The organism is Bradyrhizobium oropedii, assembly GCF_020889685.1.
GTDB classification, from domain to species: Bacteria; Pseudomonadota; Alphaproteobacteria; order Rhizobiales; family Xanthobacteraceae; genus Bradyrhizobium; species Bradyrhizobium oropedii.
Genome location: NZ_JACMYO010000003.1, coordinates 80,126 through 97,517, shown reverse-complemented (window position 1 = coordinate 97,517; position 17,392 = coordinate 80,126). Strand labels below are relative to the sequence as shown.

Below are 17,392 nucleotides of genomic sequence, written 5' to 3'. Positions count from 1 at the left end.
TGCAATCCAGACAATTTGAAGCAATCCGTGACGGCAAATTTAATGCGCCTGCGTCAGATCGTTCAACCTGGAATAGTGGAGTGCGAAATGCGGTTGCGGTTGGTTCGCCTTCTGGGCGCTTCGGCGATGTGTCTCGGCGTTTTCTCTGCGCCGGCCAGCGCCAATTCGGAATGGATCATCAACAGGATGGGCGGCGCGATGCGTGCGGACGTGACCTGGGAGCAGGTCAGGTCGCAGATGCTGGCCGCGTTCTATCAGAGCAATCCGGACGAGCGCGGGGTCACCGCGCAAGGCATCGACGATTTGCGCAAGATCGCGGCCGCGCAGCGCCGATTGCAGGTCATTACACAGGTGCTGGCTTACGATCTCGATGGTGACGGAGCGGTCACCAAGGCAGAGGTCGTCGCGGTGATGCAGCCGCGGGCGCGGCAAATGATCCACGCCAACGGGGTGCAGCTCGAGCCAACGCCGGAGCAGGTTCGTCTGCAGCTCGAGAGGCTTGTCAGCGAGGCGCTCAAGCTGGATGCCGACCAGGATGGCGTCATCAGCGCCGCTGAAATCCGGCAAGAAGGCCAGCGACAGGCCGATCAGGCCAGCGTCAGCTGGCAGCAAGGCGCGACCCAGTACGTCCCGATGACGCTCGATGCGAACGGAGATGGCGCCGTCTCGCTCGCCGAATACGAGGCGGCCGTGCGCGAGCAATTTGCCGCGATTGACCAGGATCGCGATGGCCGCATATCCGCCAGCGAATTCGCGGATTTCGGCAAGCGCCTGAATGAGGCCCGACAGGCGGCGCAGCGCGCGCGTGAGATCCAGCTCCGGAAGCAGCAACTGCAAACCGCCGTGGCGGGGTGCGATGTGCCCGCCGTCCCGCGCGAGGTGCGTCTCATTCTTCTGGGGGCGCAGGAGGGCAAGGCGCTGTCGAACGCCTGGGTCGGCAACCAGGACCGGGTCACCTACGTGACGACCGTCGAGATCGCGCCCGGACCCGAACCGATCTATCTCGCGCTGGCGAGTGGCGGCGCGATGATCTGGGATATCGTCGGAGCGACCGAACGCATCGCCGGCGTCGTGGCCGATGCCGACGCGACCGTCGACAAGTCGGGTGACGCGCGTCTGCAGCGGTTCGCGGCCGCAGGCGGTGCAGGACCGCAGCGCGGCGGCAAGCCGCTTGTCGGCATCATGGGCGTGCCGCGCGAAAAGGTCCACTTCACCGCACACGCCGGATGTCTTGTGCCGGCGACCGACGCAACGATGAAGGATGGTCGCGCCGAGGAGATCGCGTCGTTGCTGCTCGGGCGCGCCGTGGATGAGACCGGCGGCGAGCAGAGCGCGGGGACTTTCCGTGTCCCGGCGGCGCGGCATTTTCCGGATCGGCCGGTTCGCAACGCGATCCAGTTGCCGACGGAAGGCCTTGGCGAATTGTTGTGGCGCGACCTGCGGGTGGATTACCCGGCCGGAATTGCGCAGATCGACGTCGAGGCGGTCGTCTCGGCGCATCCGGTCAACCACTATTCCGTCTTGCCGGGCCGCGCCGGTCTGGCGGAATTGGTCGACACCGGCGCGCTCATGGTCACCGGGATGAGCCGCGGCGTTCGGATCAACGATGGCGACTTCAAGCCGTTCACCGTGCCGGACAAGTTCAGGATTTCCAAGAAGCTCAGGCTTCCTGCCGGCGCACGCGGGACCTTCACCTTGCCGTCCCAGGTGCCGCCGCCCGACGGCGATCTGAGCGCGACCTGCGTGCTGTCGGAACCGGAGATGAAGCCGATCAGCGGATCGCGCACGAATTGCAGCTAGGTTTTCGGGTGGAGTAACTGCCGGTTCGGGTGAAGAAAGCGCGTCAAACCGAAAGATCGAAGCCGGGCGTCGCGACATCGGAGAGGAACGAGGCGAGGAGCATCTTGCCGACCACGTGCTTGGCCGCCGGCGTGCCGACCTTGAGTCGGCCGATGCGGGTAGCCTCCGCGAGTTCGGCAAGCGTCGGCGCCGCGAGGCTCGTGTCGGGTGTGGCGCGCGGCGCCGTCGCGGATGCGCTGAACAGCACGCCGGCATAGTAGAGCCGGGTCAGGGCGCGGACATGCGCGAGCCGGGCCCGGAGCGCGTCATCCAGCGGGCGGCCGAGCCAGGCGCGATGCAGAATGTCTTCCAGCTCAGGCGTTCGTGCGATGCTGCCGCCGACGATTGCAAGATCGACCAGCGGATCGGTGCGGTAAGCGGACTCCCAGTCGATCATCCAGAGCCTGTTGCCGTCGAACAGGATGTTAGCGGGCAGCGGGTCGTTGTGGCTCGAAACCGAATTCGCTTCGTCCCAGACATAGGTCGCGCGGATATGCGCAAGATGTTCGTTGCACCGGTCGAGCACGCCGGGCGCAAACAGGCCGGTGCGACAGACATGGGCCCAGAGGCGGGCCACGATGTCCGGGTAGCGCACGAAGGACGGAAAGGTCGGCGTTGCCTGCAGCCTCGCCAGCAATTCGCCGAGTACCTTCGCCAGCGCCGGCAGGCCGCCGGGATAGAGGCCGAGCGGTTTTCGGGAGATAAAGTCCATCACGACGATGCGCGATGTCTCGTCGACAAAATAGAGTCGCGGCGCGATACCGGCGTCAGCGGCAATCCTGAGTGAAACATATTGATACGGATTGCGCAGCGGGCTCGGCACGCCTTCGATTCGTAGCAAATAATTCTCGCCGCTCGCATCGATTCTGAACAGACGCGCCGACGTGGCGCCGCCGGAGACAGGTGTGACGGAGTCGATCGTTGTCGCGCCGATCACCTCACGCAGTGCGGCATGCGCTGCATCGCGCTCGAGCGGCGGGAGTGTATCGAGATCACTCATGCGCAAAAAGTTAGCATGACGGCTATGCGTGCCGAAACTGCAATGAAACCCGGTTCCCGATCTTCAATCACTGGATGCGCGCGATGAAGCATGAAACAATGCCGCAAAAATCATGTCGGGAGAAAACTTGATGTCGTTCGAGCGGGGGTTGCATCGCGCCGTTGCGTGCAGGATCGCTAAGTGCAGTTCGTGGATTGCGTTGCCATTATTCTGCCTGATCAGCACGTTCGGAGTGATGCATAACGCCGTCGCGAACGAATCCCTGGCGATTGTGGATGCGCGCGTACCGGCGATCGACAATGCGGGCGGGGACCTTCCCTTGACGATGACGATCAAGAACGAGGCCGACAGCGCCGATGCGCTGCTTCGTGTCCGCTGCCCGGTCGCGAATTTTTCCGAGCGCCACATCGTCGATCGCGGCGAAGGCGCACCCGCCATGCGATCGATATCCAATATACCAATCCCGCCCAAAGCGACGCTCGAGCTGAAGCGCGACAGCTATCACGTCATGCTGTTGCAGATGCGCCAGGCGCTCGCGCCCGGCGAGACATTCAAATGCGCGGTCGTTTTTCAGAAAGCAGGCACCATCGAGACGGAGGTACAGGTCCAGAAGTGACCCAAAACAGATGACCAAAGACAAGTGACCAACGAAGGCGGCGGGTGGCACAGCCAATCGCCGGGACTCAAGGCTTCTCGCGCGATCGCCCGTGTGTGACGGGCGGTTCGATCAATGAAGAATGCTGGATCCGGAGGAAATGAACTGATGACAAGGTTGAATTGGGTAAAATCTCACATGCTCGCGGCGGCAGTAGCATCCGCCGCGACCTTCGCGGGCTCGTTCGCGCTCGCGGACGACGTCAACCAGGACCGCCTGCTCAACGCTGACAAGGAAGCAGGCAACTGGCTGCACCACCACAAGAACTATTCGGCGACCCGCTTCTCGTCGCTGGCGGATATCAACAAGGACAACGTCAAGAACCTGAAGGTCGCCTGGACCATGCATCTCGGCGGAGTCGAGGGCGGCGGAATCTGGGGGCATGGCGGCCTGGAGGGAACCCCGATCGTCGAGAACGGCTTCATGTACGTCACCGACGGCTGGGGCTCGGTCTACAAGATCGATGCGCATGGCGGCAAAGGCGTGCTGGTCTGGAAGATGGATCCCAAGACCGACCACGACTGGGCCGGCGCGGTCGCCTGCTGCGGCGTCGACAACCGCGGCGTCGCGTTGTGGTACAACCTCGTCATCTCGCACACGCTTGACGGCCGCCTGATCGCGACCAACAAGGAGACCGGGCAGGTCGCCTGGCAGCGTCAGGTCGCCGATCCCGACAAAGGCGAGGTGATCACCGGCGCTCCGCTGATCGTCAAGGACAAGGCGATATCAGGCGTGGCTGGTGCTGAATACGGCATTCGCGGCTGGATCGCTGCGACCGACCTGAACAGCCAGAAGGAAGTGTGGCGCACACACACCATTCCGGGCAAGGACGAGCCGGGGCACGAGACCTGGAAGGACGACAAGAACGCCAAGGCCAGCGGTGGCGGTTCGACTTGGGTCACCGGCAGCTTCGACCCTTCGACCAACACCATCGTCTGGGGCGTCGGCAATCCCGGACCGGACTGGGACAATGAATATCGTCCCGGCGACAACCTCTACACCGACTCGTCGCTCGGTCTCGATGCCGACACCGGCAAGATCAAGTGGCACTACCAGCACACGCCGAACGATCCCTTCGACTATGACAGCGTGGCGGAGAACGTGCTGGTCGACGTCCCCGGTCCGAACAACTCGACGCTGAAGCTCGCGCTCGAGGCCGACCGCAACGGCTTTGCCTATGCGATCGATCGCAACAGCGGCAAGTTCATCTGGGGTCTGCCCTTCGTCAAGAAGGTAACCTGGACCAAGGGGCTCGATCCCGAGTCCGGCAAGCCGGTGGAGTACGATCCGAAGCAGGGCGTGCAGAAGTACAACGCGTCGGTCACACCGAGCCGCACCAACAAAGAAACGGATATCTGCCCCGGCAACATGGGCGGCAAGAACTGGCCGCCGACCGCGTATAATCCGAACCTGAAGCTCTGGTACATTCCCGTCATCGAGAGCTGCAACCACATCAAGGTCGAGGAGATGACGTCGGACAAGGTCAAGGCGCGCGAGTTCTTCACCGGCGGCGGGCCGAGCCAGAACGTCAAGATCACCGGCAGCGTGACCGCGATCGACGTCACCACCGGCAAGGTGGCAGGGAAGGCGGAGACGCAGTTCCCGAACCTCGGCGGTATCCTGGCAACACCCGACCTCGTGTTCTCCGGACAACCGTCCGGCGAGGTGATCGCCTATGACGCGAAATCGCTGCAGCAACTCTGGCAGTTCAACACCGGCGGTGGCGTCAACGCGCCCCCGATGACGTTCTCGGTGGACGGCAAGCAGTACATCGCGATCCTGGTCGGTCTCGGCGGTGCCTGGGACAAGTGGTTCATCGATGCCACGCCCGAGCTGAAGCGGATGCAGCCGGGCTCGATGCTCTACGTGTTCGCGCTCTGACATCGCAAGCGCGGGAGGCTTCCGTGAGGGGCCTCCCGCGTTCGATTTGGCCGAATGAAATAATACAAGAAACAAAAGCAAATGAAGCAAACACGGCTGATTGGTGCGTGGCTCGGCTGCGCGCTGGTGATGGGATTTGGCGCGGCGCATGCGCAGTCGGCGAGCGATCCGACCGATGCGGGCAAGGCGGTGTTCAAGCGCGGCAATTGCATGGGCTGCCACAAATGGCACGGCAACGGCGGCGGCGGCTATGGCGGCGACGCGCTGTCGCTGCGCAAGACCGACCTGACGCGGGAACAGATCATCGAAACCGTGACCTGCGGTCGGCCGGGCACCGGCATGCCGTTCTTCGTGCGCGGCTCCTATGACAACACGAAATGCTACGAGATGAGCCGGCAGGATGTCGCGGACCGCATGCCGCCCGAGGCGAACGTGTTCCTGCGGCCGAACGAGGTCGAGGCTGTCGCCGATTATGTGCTCGCCCACGTCAAGGGCAAGGGTGAGCCGAACTATGACGAATGCATCGCCTTCTTCGGCGACGGCTCGCGCGTCTGCAACATCTACAAGGAGGCCGGCCACGCGGCCGCGCCGTCCGACCCAAGCGAGAAGGCAAAGCCATGAGCAAGCAGAGATCGGCGATTCGCGGGTTGGTCTTCGCCGCCACGATCATGGCGGCCGTACCGGCGATGGCGACCGCGGGCGACCTGCGCGACATCAATGTCGGCATGGCGATCACGAGCGTGCCCGACGCGGGATACATCAACCTGACCTGCGCCGGAGAGAAGGCCACCCACAGATTGGCGGAATGGGCGCAGTGGTCGAGCTGCCCGGAAGGGCCGGATCAGTTGCGCGGCATCCGTTTCGAGTATGATCGTGAGACTGCGCGCGAAGGCACCATGGTCGGCGGCCATCCGGCGATCCTGACCGTGATGATCGACAAGGACGCCAAGATCGCGGCGCTGACCATCGAGACCGATCCGAAGGCGCGGCTCTATCTGCGCAAGAAGGCCTTCCTGCTCGGCCTGCAGGCCAAGTCGCGCTACGGCGAGGACGGCTGGAGCTGCGCGGAGGCGAAGCCGGGCACCGACAAGCAGGAGGTCGGCGGGGTATTCGTCGACGAGACGTGCAGCAAGACCACCGATGGCCGGACCGTGGAGATCGAGCGGCATCTCTATCGTGAGCCGAACAAGGAGCTCAAGGACATGACCGACGAGACCCGGATCACGATTCGCCGCGCCGGGTCCTGACGTCGACCTCACGCATCCCCGATCTCAGGTCTCGATCGGTGGCGCGTCGATGTCGATCTGCGGCAACAGGCCGGGCGACTGCCGCTCGACCAGCTCGCGCATCTTTCCGATGATCGCCTTGCCTTCCGCCGAGATGATTGAGCTCGGGCCTGCGACGGTGATGACAAGCGGAGGCGTCTGGTCGGCCTCGGTCAGCCGCATCGCAATCGCGCTCAGGCCGGGCGTTCCCATGTCGCGCGTATAGGCGAATCCCTGCTGGCGGATCGTCGCCAGCGCATGCTGGATGTCGGGGAAGCGGACGGCGGAGGATGGCGCTTCTTCGGCGTTGATCCGCTGCACGATCCGCCGCGCATCCTCGTCGTTCATCAGGCTGAGAAACACCCGGCCCGGGGTCGAGTGGGTCAGGAGCCGCCGCGCGCCGGGTTCGAGGTAATAGCGCACTGGTGTCGTGCCCTGCAGCACGCGGATATACTGGCTGTAGAGCCGGTTGCGCGCCACCACGAAGGTGGTCAGCCGCGTCGCCTCGTGCAACTCGCGCGTGATCGCATCGAGTGTCGCTCCCGGCAATGTCTGGCTCTTGAGCCAGCCGCCGAGCAGGGCGACGCGGACCGTCGGCACGTAGCTACGCGCCGTCCGGTCGTGGTCGAGATAGCCGAGCTCGACGAGGCTCTTCAGCAGCGCCGACGTGCTCGACGGCGGATAGTTCAGCCGGCGCGCGATCTCGGTCATGGCCGCGGGCCGTTCGATCTCGGCAAAATACTCGAAGATGCGCAGCACGCGATGCGCGGACTTGACGACCGACGGATCGGGGCTGCCGTCGGCGGCGCGGAACAACTCGTCATGCCGGTTGGCCTCGATCACCATTGCCGCGGGATCGTCGGGTTGCGTGCGAACGCGGTCGGCGACGATGCGCCGTCGGCCGCGCCGGGACGGGGGCTGGGTATCGGAGCGAACGCCCTTCATCTTCTTGCCGCTCGTGTCCTCGAACACAGCGCAGGCCTGGTGCGCTGCAACATTCATTGTCGCCTTCTGCTGCCGAATGTGCAGCGAAACCAACGGAGGTCAAGAGTCCGCGGTGCAGCATGGCTTGCCGTACGGTCCGCGCGCGGACGGCATTTCCTTCACGTATCTGAAATTATTCTCGTGCGGGCGTCCGCCGATGGACATCGCCGCGATCGTTCCCGATGTTGCAGGCGAAGTTTGAACACCGATGACTTCGCGCACGCCGGCAAGGCTGCTGCGACGTGATCCCAACAGGAGATCCCCGATGCAGATGAGCGCGCGCGACCTTCGCGGCCCCGACGATGCCGGCGTGCCGGCCGATTCGGCCCGCCACATCTCACATGATTGCGCGGGCCTCAACTTCTATGATCTCGACCGCGGGCTCCGCGGCCTTCTGGGGCTCTATCTGGCGCGCGAGGATCGCGAACGGCTGGAGCCGCACTTCGAGCGTATTGGCGAACTGGCGGGCGGCAGGCTCGACCGACTGGCACGGGTCGCCGACAAGCATGCGCCGGTGCTCAATCCGAGGGACGCCTACGGCCGCGACGAGGACTGGATCGACTATCATCCGGCCTATCGCGAGATGGAGGCGATCGCCTTCGGGGATTTTCAGTTTCATGCCATGAGCCATCGCGCCGGCGTGCTCGGCATGGATCGGCCGCTGCCGGCCGTGGCCAAATACGTGTTTCAGTATCTGTTCGTGCAGTCCGAGTTCGGGCTGATGTGCCCGATCAGCGTCACCGACACCTCGACGCATCTGATCCGCAAATTCGGCTCGGACGAGCTCAAGGCCTATCTGCTGCCGAAAATGCTGTCGGACGATATGGCGACGCTGTGGAAGGGCACGCAGTTCATGACCGAGCGCGCCGGCGGCTCCGACGTCGGCGCGGTCGAAACCGTTGCGCGCCGCGATGGCGACGTCTGGCGTCTGACCGGCGACAAATGGTTCTGCTCGCACGCCGATGCCGACGTCGCGCTGATGCTGGCGCGGCCTGAGGGCGCACCCGCAGGCACAAAGGGGCTCGCGCTGTTCGCGCTGCCGCGCCGCCTCAAGGACGGCCGGCGCAACAGCTACCGGATCGTCCGCCTCAAGGACAAGCTCGGCACCAAGTCGATGGCATCCGGCGAGATCCGGCTCGACAATGCGGTTGCCTATCTCGTCGGCGATCCGACGCAGGGGCTCAAGCAGATGATGGAGCAGGTCAACCTCTCGCGCCTGTCGCACGGCGTGCGTGCCGCCGCGATGATGCGGCGCTGTGTCAACGAAGCCGTGGTCAGCGCCTCATCGCGCGCGGCGTTTGGCCGGCGCGTGATGGATTTCCCGCTGCTGCGCCGGCAGCTGATGAAGCTGATCGTGCCGACCGAGCAGGCGCTATCGATGTTGCTGGTGGCGGCGCGCGCGATGGACGATGCCAATGCCGGCTCGGCGCAGGCGAGGGACCTGCTGCGCATCCTGACGCCGCTGTTGAAGTACCGCGCCTGCCGCGACAACATTCCGGTCGCCACCGGCGCGATGGAGGTACGCGGCGGCAACGGCTACATCGAGGAATGGGTGCAGCCGCGGCTGGTGCGCGACGCCCATGTCGGCGTGCTCTGGGAAGGCACCAGCAACATCAACGCGCTCGACATCATCTCGCGCGCCGTCGGCAAGAGCGGCGCGCACCGGGCGCTTGCGACGGCGTTGCAGGCGCGCCTCGAGGAGGCGAAGGCGTTGCCCGAGCCGTACCGCAAGCGGCTTCGCACCGCGCTCGACCGCTCGATCGCCTTTGCCGAGCAGGTCGCGGCCGATCCCGGCTCGGAGCACACTGCGCGGCTGGCGGCGAGCGCGCTCTACCATGCGGCATCGGCGATCATGCTCGCCTGGGAAGGATGCCAGGCGGAAGTCGATCCGCGGCGGCTGCTGCTGTCGCGGTTCGTGCTCGAGCATCGCCTGACCGCCAAGGACCCGCTGGCCCCGGCCGACGATGCTTGGGAGCGCGATGCCATCGCGCTGGTGCTCGGTGATGCGCCCGTCACGTTCGCTGCGGCGGCCGGGCTCCTGACGGCCTGACCGCAACAGACCAAGAACGCCGAGGGGGAGGTTTCCATGCGATCGATTGCGGCCGTGCTTGCGGCAGTCTTTTGTCTCGCTGCGGTCGGGTCCGCGCGCGCACAAATCTCCGGCGACGTGGTGCGCATCGGCGTCATCAACGATATGTCGGGACTCTACTCCGACCTCGGGGGCGAGGGCTCGGTGGAAGCGGCCCGCCTCGCGATCGAGGATTTTGGCCCGACCGTGCTTGGAAAGAAGGTCGAGCTGGTGTCGGCTGACCATCAGAACAAGCCCGATGTCGCCTCCGGCATCGTGCGTCGCTGGATCGACGAGAACGGTGTCGACATGATTGCCGACGGCGGCAATTCGGCGACCGCGCTGGCCATTCAGGGCATCACCCGCGACAAGAAGCGCATCTTTGTGATTTCCGGGCCCGGCAGTTCCGATCTGACCGGAAAGCAGTGCTCGCCATATGGGTTTCATTTCACCTACAGCACCTACGCCGAAGCCTCAGCCGTCACCAAGGCGATGCTGAAGCAGGGCGCGGATACGTGGTTCTTCCTGACCGCGGACTACGCCTTCGGTCATGCACTGGAGCGTGACGCATCAAGCTTCATCACGGCTGCGGGCAGCAAGGTCGTTGGCTCGGTTCGTCATCCGCTCGGCGCCTCGGACCTGTCGTCATTCCTGCTTCAGGCCCAGAATTCGAAGGCGAAGGTCATTGCATTGGCGAATGCGGGCGGCGATACCGTCAACAGCCTGAAGCAGGCTGCGGAGTTTGGTATCGGGAAATCCGCCAACCAGAGCATTGTCGCTCTCCTGATGTTGATCACGGACGTGCATTCGCTTGGCCTTCAGGCGGCGCAGGGCATCATCTACGCGACGTCGTTCTCATGGACCCAGAACGAGGCGACCCGCGCCTTCGGTCATCGCTTCATGGCGCGGCGACACGGGCAGGCGCCGACCATGATCCAGGCCGGCGTCTACAGCGGAGTGATGCATTATCTGAAGGCGGTGCAGGCGGCCGGGACCGACGATGCCGACGCCGTTGCCGTGGCGATGCGCAAGCTTCCGGTCAACGATTTCATGACGCAGAACGCGGGGATCCGCGAAGATGGACAGGTCATGCGCTCCATGTATCTCGTTCAGGCCAAATCGCCATCCGAATCGCGCGAGCCGTGGGACTATGAAAAGGTGATCGCGACGATTTCGCCGGACGAAGCCTGGCGGCCGCTCGCCGAAGGCGGCTGTCCGCTGGTTCAGCAGAAAGCCCGGTGAGGTTTGCGGTCGCCGCCTTAATGCCGCGCCAGCAGCACCACGATGACCAGGGCCAGGATGGCACACAGCACCTTCCAGAAGGTCACGGGATCGCGGTCGTGCAGCGATCTGCGGGTCGTCACGGCGGGGCCGGCCCAGGTCGCGCCGTTTTCCAGCTCGTGCGCGAACTCGATGGCGTCGCCGAAGCGTTGCGCGGGCTCGACGCTGAGCGCCTTGCCGATCACGGCATCGAGCCAGGCCGGCAGGTCCGGCCGATAACGTGACAGCGGCGCCGGCTTGCCGAAGCGGGGCCGCGAGAACGGCTCGATCTCGCCGAACGGATAGTTCGCGGTGAACATCCGATAGACCGTGACGCCGAGCGCGAACAGGTCGGAGGCCTCGTCGCCGGCCTTGCCGCCGAACAGTTCGGGCGCCATGTAGCTCGCGGTGCCCGGAATGTCCTCGGCGGGAAAATCCTCCAGCAAAGGCACGCGCGCGACGCCGAGGTCGACGAGCCGCAATCCGCCGTCCTTCGCGAGGATCACGTTGTCGGGCTTGATGTCGCGGTGGATGATGCCGGCGCGGTGCAGCGCCGTGACCGCGCGCACCAGCTTGGTTGCGATTGCGATGCCCTCGGTGAGCGACAGCCGCGGCGCACGGTTCAGCCGCTGCTCCAGCGTCTCACCCTCGTAGAGCGGCATCGCCGAATAGAGCCGGGTCTGCCGCTCCGCCGGCACTTCGATGATCTCACCGATCCACAGGCTGCGCACGCGCGCGGCAACCCACGCCTCGCGCACGAAGGCGAGGCGATAAGAGCCTTCGCTTGCGACCCGCGGATGCGGAAACTTGAGCACCACCTCGCGGCCGGCCCGCTTGTCGGTCGCCTTGAACAGGCGGCTGTAGCGTCCGTCGGACAGTACGTCGCCAAGTGCGAAATCGTCGATCGTGTCGCCGGTTTCCGGCAGATCGAGAATCGGCAGCGTTGCGATCGCGTGGGTGAGATCGTCGCGATCCGCCGGCGGCAGGTCGACGACGTCGAGCACCAGCGCCGTCGTGTTGTCGCTGCTGCCGGCCGCGAGCGCGGCATCGACGATGCTGCGCGCCGATTCGTCGGGCGGCGTGCGTTCTTCCAGGAGCAGCTGCAGGCGGGAATCGGCGAGCGCGCCATGAACCCCGTCGCTGCAGATCAGGAGACGATCATGCTGCCGCAGCCCGACGGAGGTATAGTCGAAGCGGGCGAACTCCTCGAAGCCGATGGCGCGGTTGAGCATGTGGGCGAGGTCGCCGCGGCCGGCGATGTGATCCTGGGTCAGGCGCTCCAGCCGTCCCTCGCTCAGGCGATAGGCGCGGGTGTCGCCGATATGGATCACATGGCATTGCCGTCGTGACAGGATAATCGAGGAGAACGCGCAGGCCATGCCGCTGCGCGCGGCATCGACGCGGGCCTGGCCGTAGATCCAGCTGTTCGCGGCCTCCAGCGCCCGCGCGGCGCGGCGGCGGACGCCGAGCGTCTCGGGCAGTGAGTAATAGGCGTCGATGAAGCTGCGGACAGCAGTCTCCGCGGCCTCGCGGCCGCCCTTGTGGCCTCCGACGCCGTCGGCAACCGCGGCCACCACGTCGCGGTGAAGCGTGCCCGGCTGGCCGAGACAAGCCGCCACATAGTCCTCATTGGCGGCGCGCTTGCCGGTCTCGCTGGCAAAGCCTACGCGAACGCCGAGATCCCTTTGCAGGTCTCGCAGCAAATGTCGTTGCGCGCCGTTCGCCACGTCCGAGCCCGTCCTCTCCAGAGGGAGCCGTCAGACGCGCGCTCCCGACACCGCGCCCCAGGTGGTGCGCCAGCGGACCTTGACCATCGCAAGTCCGATGAAGCCAAGCAACGCCAGCGCGCCGAAGAACAGGAAGCCGGCGCCGAAGCCGCCAGTCATGCCCTTGGCGTAGCCGAGCGCCTGCGCCAGGAAGAAGCCGCCGACGCCGCCGGCGCAGCCGACAAGCCCGGTCATCAAGCCGATCTCGTGGCGGAAGCGCAGCGGGATCAGCTGGAATACCGCGCCATTGCCCATGCCGAGCGCCAGCACGCCGATCGAGAACAGCAGCACCGAGACCCAGGCGATCCGCGGCAGCTCGGTCAATGCCCAGCCGCTCGCTGCCGGCGCAGTCGGGCCCTCCGGCATGAAGGCGATCACGAGATAGGCGGCGACAACAACGCCGAACAGGATCGACAGCGAACGGATGCCGCCGATGCGGTCGGCGATCATGCCGCCGACGGGGCGGAATCCCGAGCCGAACGCGACGATCAGCGCGACCAGCATGCCGGCCGCCACGCCCGAGACATGATACTGCACGGTGAAATAGAGCGGCAGCGCGTTGGCGAGGCCGACGAAGCCGCCGAAGGTGATGAAGTAGAAGAACATGAACCAGCGGCTGTCGGAATCCTTCAGCAGCGCGCCATAGGCCTTCAGCGAGATCTTCTTGCGCTCGCCCGGCGCGTCCTTGGCCGCGAACGCGTAATAGGCGAGCACCATCAGCATCGGAATCAAGAGGCATCCGAACACGGCCTGCCAGCCCCAATGTTCGGCGATGCTCGGTGCGAGCAGCGTGTCGAGCACGACACCCATATTGCCGGCACCGGCAATTCCCATGACCACGCCCTGATATTGCGGCGGGTACCAGCGGCTGGCCTGGGGCAAGGCGACCGCGAACGAGGCGCCGCCGACGCCGAGCGCAAGCCCGAACAGCTCGATCGCGAGTTTGCTGGTCAACCCGAAATGCCACACCGACGCGGTCGCGGCGATGACGACGAGCTGGGCGATGATGCCGGTGCGCTTGGCGCCGATGATGTCGGCCAGAATGCCCATCGGCACGCGCAACAGCGCCCCGGCGAGCACGGGGATGGCGACAAGGGTGAACTTCTCGTTCACGGCCAGATTCATGTCGCGCGCGATGTAGACGATCAGCGGTCCGAGCGCGACCCACGCCATGAAACTGATGTCGAAGTACAGGAACGCAGCGAGCAGGGTCGGCCAGTGACCTGCCTTCTTGAACTCGGCTAGCTTCATCGCAAGCATCTCGCGGTGATGCGGCGGAGACAGCCGCACACGTGCGGTCATCTCGGGCGCAGATGAATCGAATGTGGGTGAATGCGTAAGCGCGCTCGCCGTTGAGGCGCACTCCGTCAAGAGTTCAGGTCAGCAATTTGCGTGCCATCGAATCGATCGCGTCGCTTTGCCTTGCACTCGCAAGACGTTGCCGCGAGATCGCGAACCGAGTCCGGCGATCGGAATGGGCGTGGCTTGCAGCAAGCGCCGCCGCGCAAACGCGCACGCTGATGCTTTCTTGTGCGATGCGTCGTCGGCACGCGATGGCGCATCAATGGCGGATTCGCGATCGCCGTGGCGCTGAGTGATGCTGTGATGCACAAGAGATCATCGGCGTGGCTAAAAATTCGGCCAGCCGGCGTGCGGCGTGCTGCCCGGCTGGTTTGAGATTGCCGAAAACTCATTGATTTCACAGTCAGATTCGTTCGCCGCGAGTTGGCACGCGTTTTGAATCCGAATCGGTGACGGAACATCGGTCGTCATCGAAGACGGTCTGCGCCCGCGGCTGGGCTTCCTGCAACTCCAAACCTTTATCGGTGCCCATCAACGACGCACACCGCGTCGCTGGATAGCGCCGTCGGAATTGAAAGGCAGACCATGCTCGACAAAGTGACCAAGCAGAAGCTCGTGGTGATCGGCAACGGGATGGCCGGCATCCGCACGGTAGAGGCGCTGCTCGAGCGCGCCCCCGATCTCTACGACATCACGGTGTTCGGTTCCGAGCCCTACGGCAATTACAACCGCATCCTGCTGTCGCCGGTGCTCGCCGGCGAAAAGACCGTCGACGACATCATGCTCAACACCGTCGATTGGTACGAAGACAACAACATTGCGCTGCGCAAGGGCGAGACGATCTCGATGATCGATCGCCGGACCTGCGAAGTCGTCACCGATGCCGGCGACCGCGTTCCGTACGACCGCCTGCTGATCGCGACCGGCTCAAACCCGATCATGCTGCCGCTGCCGGGCAAGGAGCTGCCGGGCGTGATCGGCTTCCGCGACATCTATGATGTCGATCGCATGATCAAGGCCTCGACCGATTATCGCAACGCGGTCGTGATTGGCGGCGGCCTGCTGGGCCTCGAAGCCGCCAACGGGCTGATGAAGCGCGGCATGAACGTCACCGTCGTGCATCTGCTCGACACCCTGATGGAGCGTCAGCTCGATCCGGTGGCCGGTGGTCTCTTGCGTAAGTCGCTGGAAGAGCGCGGCATGGTGTTCAAGATGCCGGCGCAGACCCAGGCGATCCTCGGCGAGGATCGCGTCACCGGCGCGCGCTTCGGCGACGGCACCGAGCTGGCGGCCGATCTCGTGGTAATGGCGGTCGGCATCCGCCCGAACTTCGAGCTCGCCAAGAAGGCCGGGCTCCACTGCGAGCGCGGCGTCGTCGTCTCCGACACCATGCAGACCTATGACGGCCGCATCTATGCAGTCGGCGAATGCGTGCAGCACCGCCGCCAGACCTACGGCCTCGTCGCGCCGCTGTTCGACCAGGCCAAGGTCTGCGCCAACCATCTCGCGATGAAGGGCTTCGCCACCTATGACGGCTCGGTCACCTCGACCAAGCTGAAGGTCACCGGCATCGACCTGTTCTCGGCCGGCGACTTCGCGCCGGGGCCGGACAAGGAGGAAATCGTGCTGCAGGATGCCAATCGCGGCGTCTACAAGCGCATCATCCTGAAGGACAAGAAGATCGTCGGTGCCGTGCTCTATGGCGACACTATCGACGGCCCCTGGTACTTCCAGCATTTGCGTGACGGCACCGACGTTTCGCATATGCGCGAGCGCCTGGTGTTCGGCGCGGCCAATCTCGGTGAGGGCGGCGTCAGCGGCCAGAACTCGGTTGCCGCGATGAGCGACGAGACCGAGATCTGCGGCTGCAACGGCGTCTGCAAGGGTGCGATCGTCAAGGCGATCTCTGAGAAGAAGCTGTTCACGCTCGACGACGTCCGCGCCCATACCAAGGCGTCATCGTCCTGCGGCTCCTGCACTGGCCTGGTCGAGCAGGTGCTGGCGTTCACGCTCGGCGGCGACTATTCGGCGGCGCCGAAGGTCAAGCCGCTGTGCAAATGCACCGATCACAGCCACGACGACGTCCGCCGCGTCATCATCGAGCAGCAGCTCAAGACCATTCCCGCCGTGATGCGCTTCATGGAGTGGAAGACGCTGAACGGCTGCCATTCCTGCCGTCCGGCGCTGAACTACTATCTGCTCGCGACCTGGCCGGGCGAGTATCGCGACGACCAGCAGTCGCGCTTCATCAACGAGCGCGTCCACGCCAACATCCAGAAGGACGGCACCTACTCGGTGGTGCCGCGGATGTGGGGCGGCGTCACCACCCCGAGCGAGCTGCGCGCGATTGCCGACGTTGCCGAGAAGTTCAACATCCCGACGGTGAAGGTCACCGGGGGCCAGCGCATCGACCTGCTCGGCGTCAAGAAGGAAGACCTGCCGGCGGTGTGGGCCGATCTCAACGACGCCGGCATGGTGTCGGGCCACGCCTACGCCAAGGGCCTGCGCACGGTGAAGACCTGCGTCGGTTCGGAGTGGTGCCGCTTCGGTACCCAGGATTCCACCGGCCTCGGCGTCAAGCTCGAGAAGTTCATGTGGGGCTCGTGGACGCCGGCCAAGGTCAAGCTCGGCGTCTCCGGCTGCCCGCGCAACTGCGCGGAGGCGACCTGCAAAGACGTCGGCGTGGTCTGCGTCGATTCCGGCTATGAGATCCATTTCGCCGGCGCCGCCGGTTTGCACATCAAGGGCACCGAGTTCCTGACCAAGGTCGAGACCGAGGACGAGACGCTCGAGGTGATCGTGGCGCTGACCCAGCTCTATCGCGAGGAGGGCTGGTATCTCGAGCGCATGTACAAATGGTGCGACCGCGTCGGGCTCGAGCAGATCAGGAAGCGGGTGGTCGACGACGTCGCCAACCGCAAGGCGCTGTTCGGCCGTTTCGCTCATTCGCAGCAGTTCGCGCAGACCGATCCGTGGGCCGAACGCGCCAGCCGCGGCGTCGACCGCAACGAGTTCGCGCCTCTTGCCGAATTGGAGCTCGCATGACCGGCTGGATCGAAATCGGCGCGCTCGACGACATCCCGCGGCTCGGCTCGCGCGTAGTGCGGACGCCGGGCGGCAACATCGCGGTGTTCCGGACCGAGAGCGATGAGGTGTTCGCGCTGGACGACCGCTGCCCGCACAAGGGCGGGCCGCTGTCGCAGGGCATCGTGCACAACAAGCGCGTGACCTGTCCGCTGCATAACTTCGTCATCGAGCTGGCCAGTGGCCAGGCAGTCGCGCCCGACGAGGGCTGCACGCATACTCATCCGGCCAAGGTCGAGAACGGCATTGTCTGGCTGTCGGTGCGGCAGGCGGCTGCGGTGAGCTGAG

13 protein-coding genes are annotated in these 17,392 nt (G+C 65.0%); 9 read left to right on the top strand and 4 right to left on the bottom strand.

Features of this window, described 5'->3' with window-relative positions:
- Positions 1-87 precede the first annotated feature (87 nt).
- Positions 88-1,800: an EF-hand domain-containing protein gene (locus H8A95_RS02225; RefSeq protein WP_229181591.1), complete on the top strand. Its 1,713-nt coding sequence runs from the start codon at positions 88-90 to the stop codon at positions 1,798-1,800.
- A gap of 43 nt (positions 1,801-1,843) precedes the next feature.
- Here the strand turns inward: H8A95_RS02225 and H8A95_RS02220 are convergent, their stop codons facing one another.
- Positions 1,844-2,839 carry a phosphotransferase gene (locus H8A95_RS02220; RefSeq protein WP_229181590.1) on the bottom strand — a complete coding sequence of 332 codons (996 nt, stop codon included), beginning with the start codon at positions 2,837-2,839 and terminating at the stop codon, positions 1,844-1,846.
- Between the two features lie 130 nt (positions 2,840-2,969).
- On the opposite strand from H8A95_RS02220, the gene H8A95_RS02215 reads away from it, so the two are divergent.
- From H8A95_RS02215 to H8A95_RS02200, 4 genes are all read left to right on the top strand, one after another.
- Positions 2,970-3,455: a copper chaperone PCu(A)C gene (locus tag H8A95_RS02215; protein ID WP_229181589.1), complete on the top strand. Its 486-nt coding sequence runs from the start codon at positions 2,970-2,972 to the stop codon at positions 3,453-3,455.
- Positions 3,456-3,602: 147 nt separating this feature from the next.
- Entirely contained in the window at positions 3,603-5,375 is a 1,773-nt protein-coding gene (locus H8A95_RS02210) for a PQQ-dependent dehydrogenase, methanol/ethanol family (protein ID WP_229181588.1), read from the top strand.
- Positions 5,376-5,456: 81 nt separating this feature from the next.
- Entirely contained in the window at positions 5,457-5,996 is a 540-nt protein-coding gene (locus H8A95_RS02205; protein ID WP_420839315.1) for a c-type cytochrome, read from the top strand.
- Positions 5,993-6,622, top strand: a complete 630-nt coding sequence (locus H8A95_RS02200) for a hypothetical protein (RefSeq protein WP_229181587.1) — start codon at positions 5,993-5,995, stop codon at positions 6,620-6,622. Before H8A95_RS02205 ends, H8A95_RS02200 begins: the two co-directional genes overlap by 4 nt.
- Before the next feature lie 24 nt (positions 6,623-6,646).
- On the opposite strand, the gene H8A95_RS02195 is transcribed toward H8A95_RS02200, so the two are convergent.
- On the bottom strand, positions 6,647-7,642 hold the full coding sequence (locus H8A95_RS02195) for an IclR family transcriptional regulator (RefSeq protein WP_229181586.1): 996 nt from the start codon (positions 7,640-7,642) through the stop codon (positions 6,647-6,649).
- Between the two features lie 247 nt (positions 7,643-7,889).
- Between H8A95_RS02195 and H8A95_RS02190 the strand changes: the two genes are divergently transcribed.
- Together H8A95_RS02190 and H8A95_RS02185 are read left to right on the top strand one after the other, a co-directional pair.
- Complete coding sequence (locus tag H8A95_RS02190) at positions 7,890-9,674, top strand: acyl-CoA dehydrogenase family protein (RefSeq protein WP_229181585.1); 1,785 nt, start codon at positions 7,890-7,892, stop codon at positions 9,672-9,674.
- A gap of 36 nt (positions 9,675-9,710) precedes the next feature.
- A complete protein-coding gene (locus tag H8A95_RS02185) occupies positions 9,711-10,934 on the top strand; it encodes an ABC transporter substrate-binding protein (protein WP_229181584.1) in 1,224 nt (407 codons plus the stop codon).
- Positions 10,935-10,951: 17 nt separating this feature from the next.
- Here the strand turns inward: H8A95_RS02185 and H8A95_RS02180 are convergent, their stop codons facing one another.
- Together H8A95_RS02180 and H8A95_RS02175 are read right to left on the bottom strand one after the other, a co-directional pair.
- Positions 10,952-12,679, bottom strand: coding sequence for a bifunctional protein-serine/threonine kinase/phosphatase (locus H8A95_RS02180; RefSeq protein WP_229181583.1), 1,728 nt, complete (start codon positions 12,677-12,679; stop codon positions 10,952-10,954).
- 30 nt (positions 12,680-12,709) lie between these two features.
- A complete protein-coding gene (locus H8A95_RS02175) occupies positions 12,710-14,020 on the bottom strand; it encodes a nitrate/nitrite transporter (protein ID WP_338027762.1) in 1,311 nt (436 codons plus the stop codon).
- A gap of 585 nt (positions 14,021-14,605) precedes the next feature.
- On the opposite strand from H8A95_RS02175, the gene nirB reads away from it, so the two are divergent.
- Entirely contained in the window at positions 14,606-17,065 is a 2,460-nt protein-coding gene (nirB, locus tag H8A95_RS02170; protein WP_229181582.1) for a nitrite reductase large subunit NirB, read from the top strand.
- Positions 17,062-17,391: a nitrite reductase small subunit NirD gene (nirD, locus tag H8A95_RS02165; RefSeq protein ID WP_229181581.1), complete on the top strand. Its 330-nt coding sequence runs from the start codon at positions 17,062-17,064 to the stop codon at positions 17,389-17,391. Before nirB ends, nirD begins: the two co-directional genes overlap by 4 nt.
- Position 17,392 lies beyond the last annotated feature (1 nt).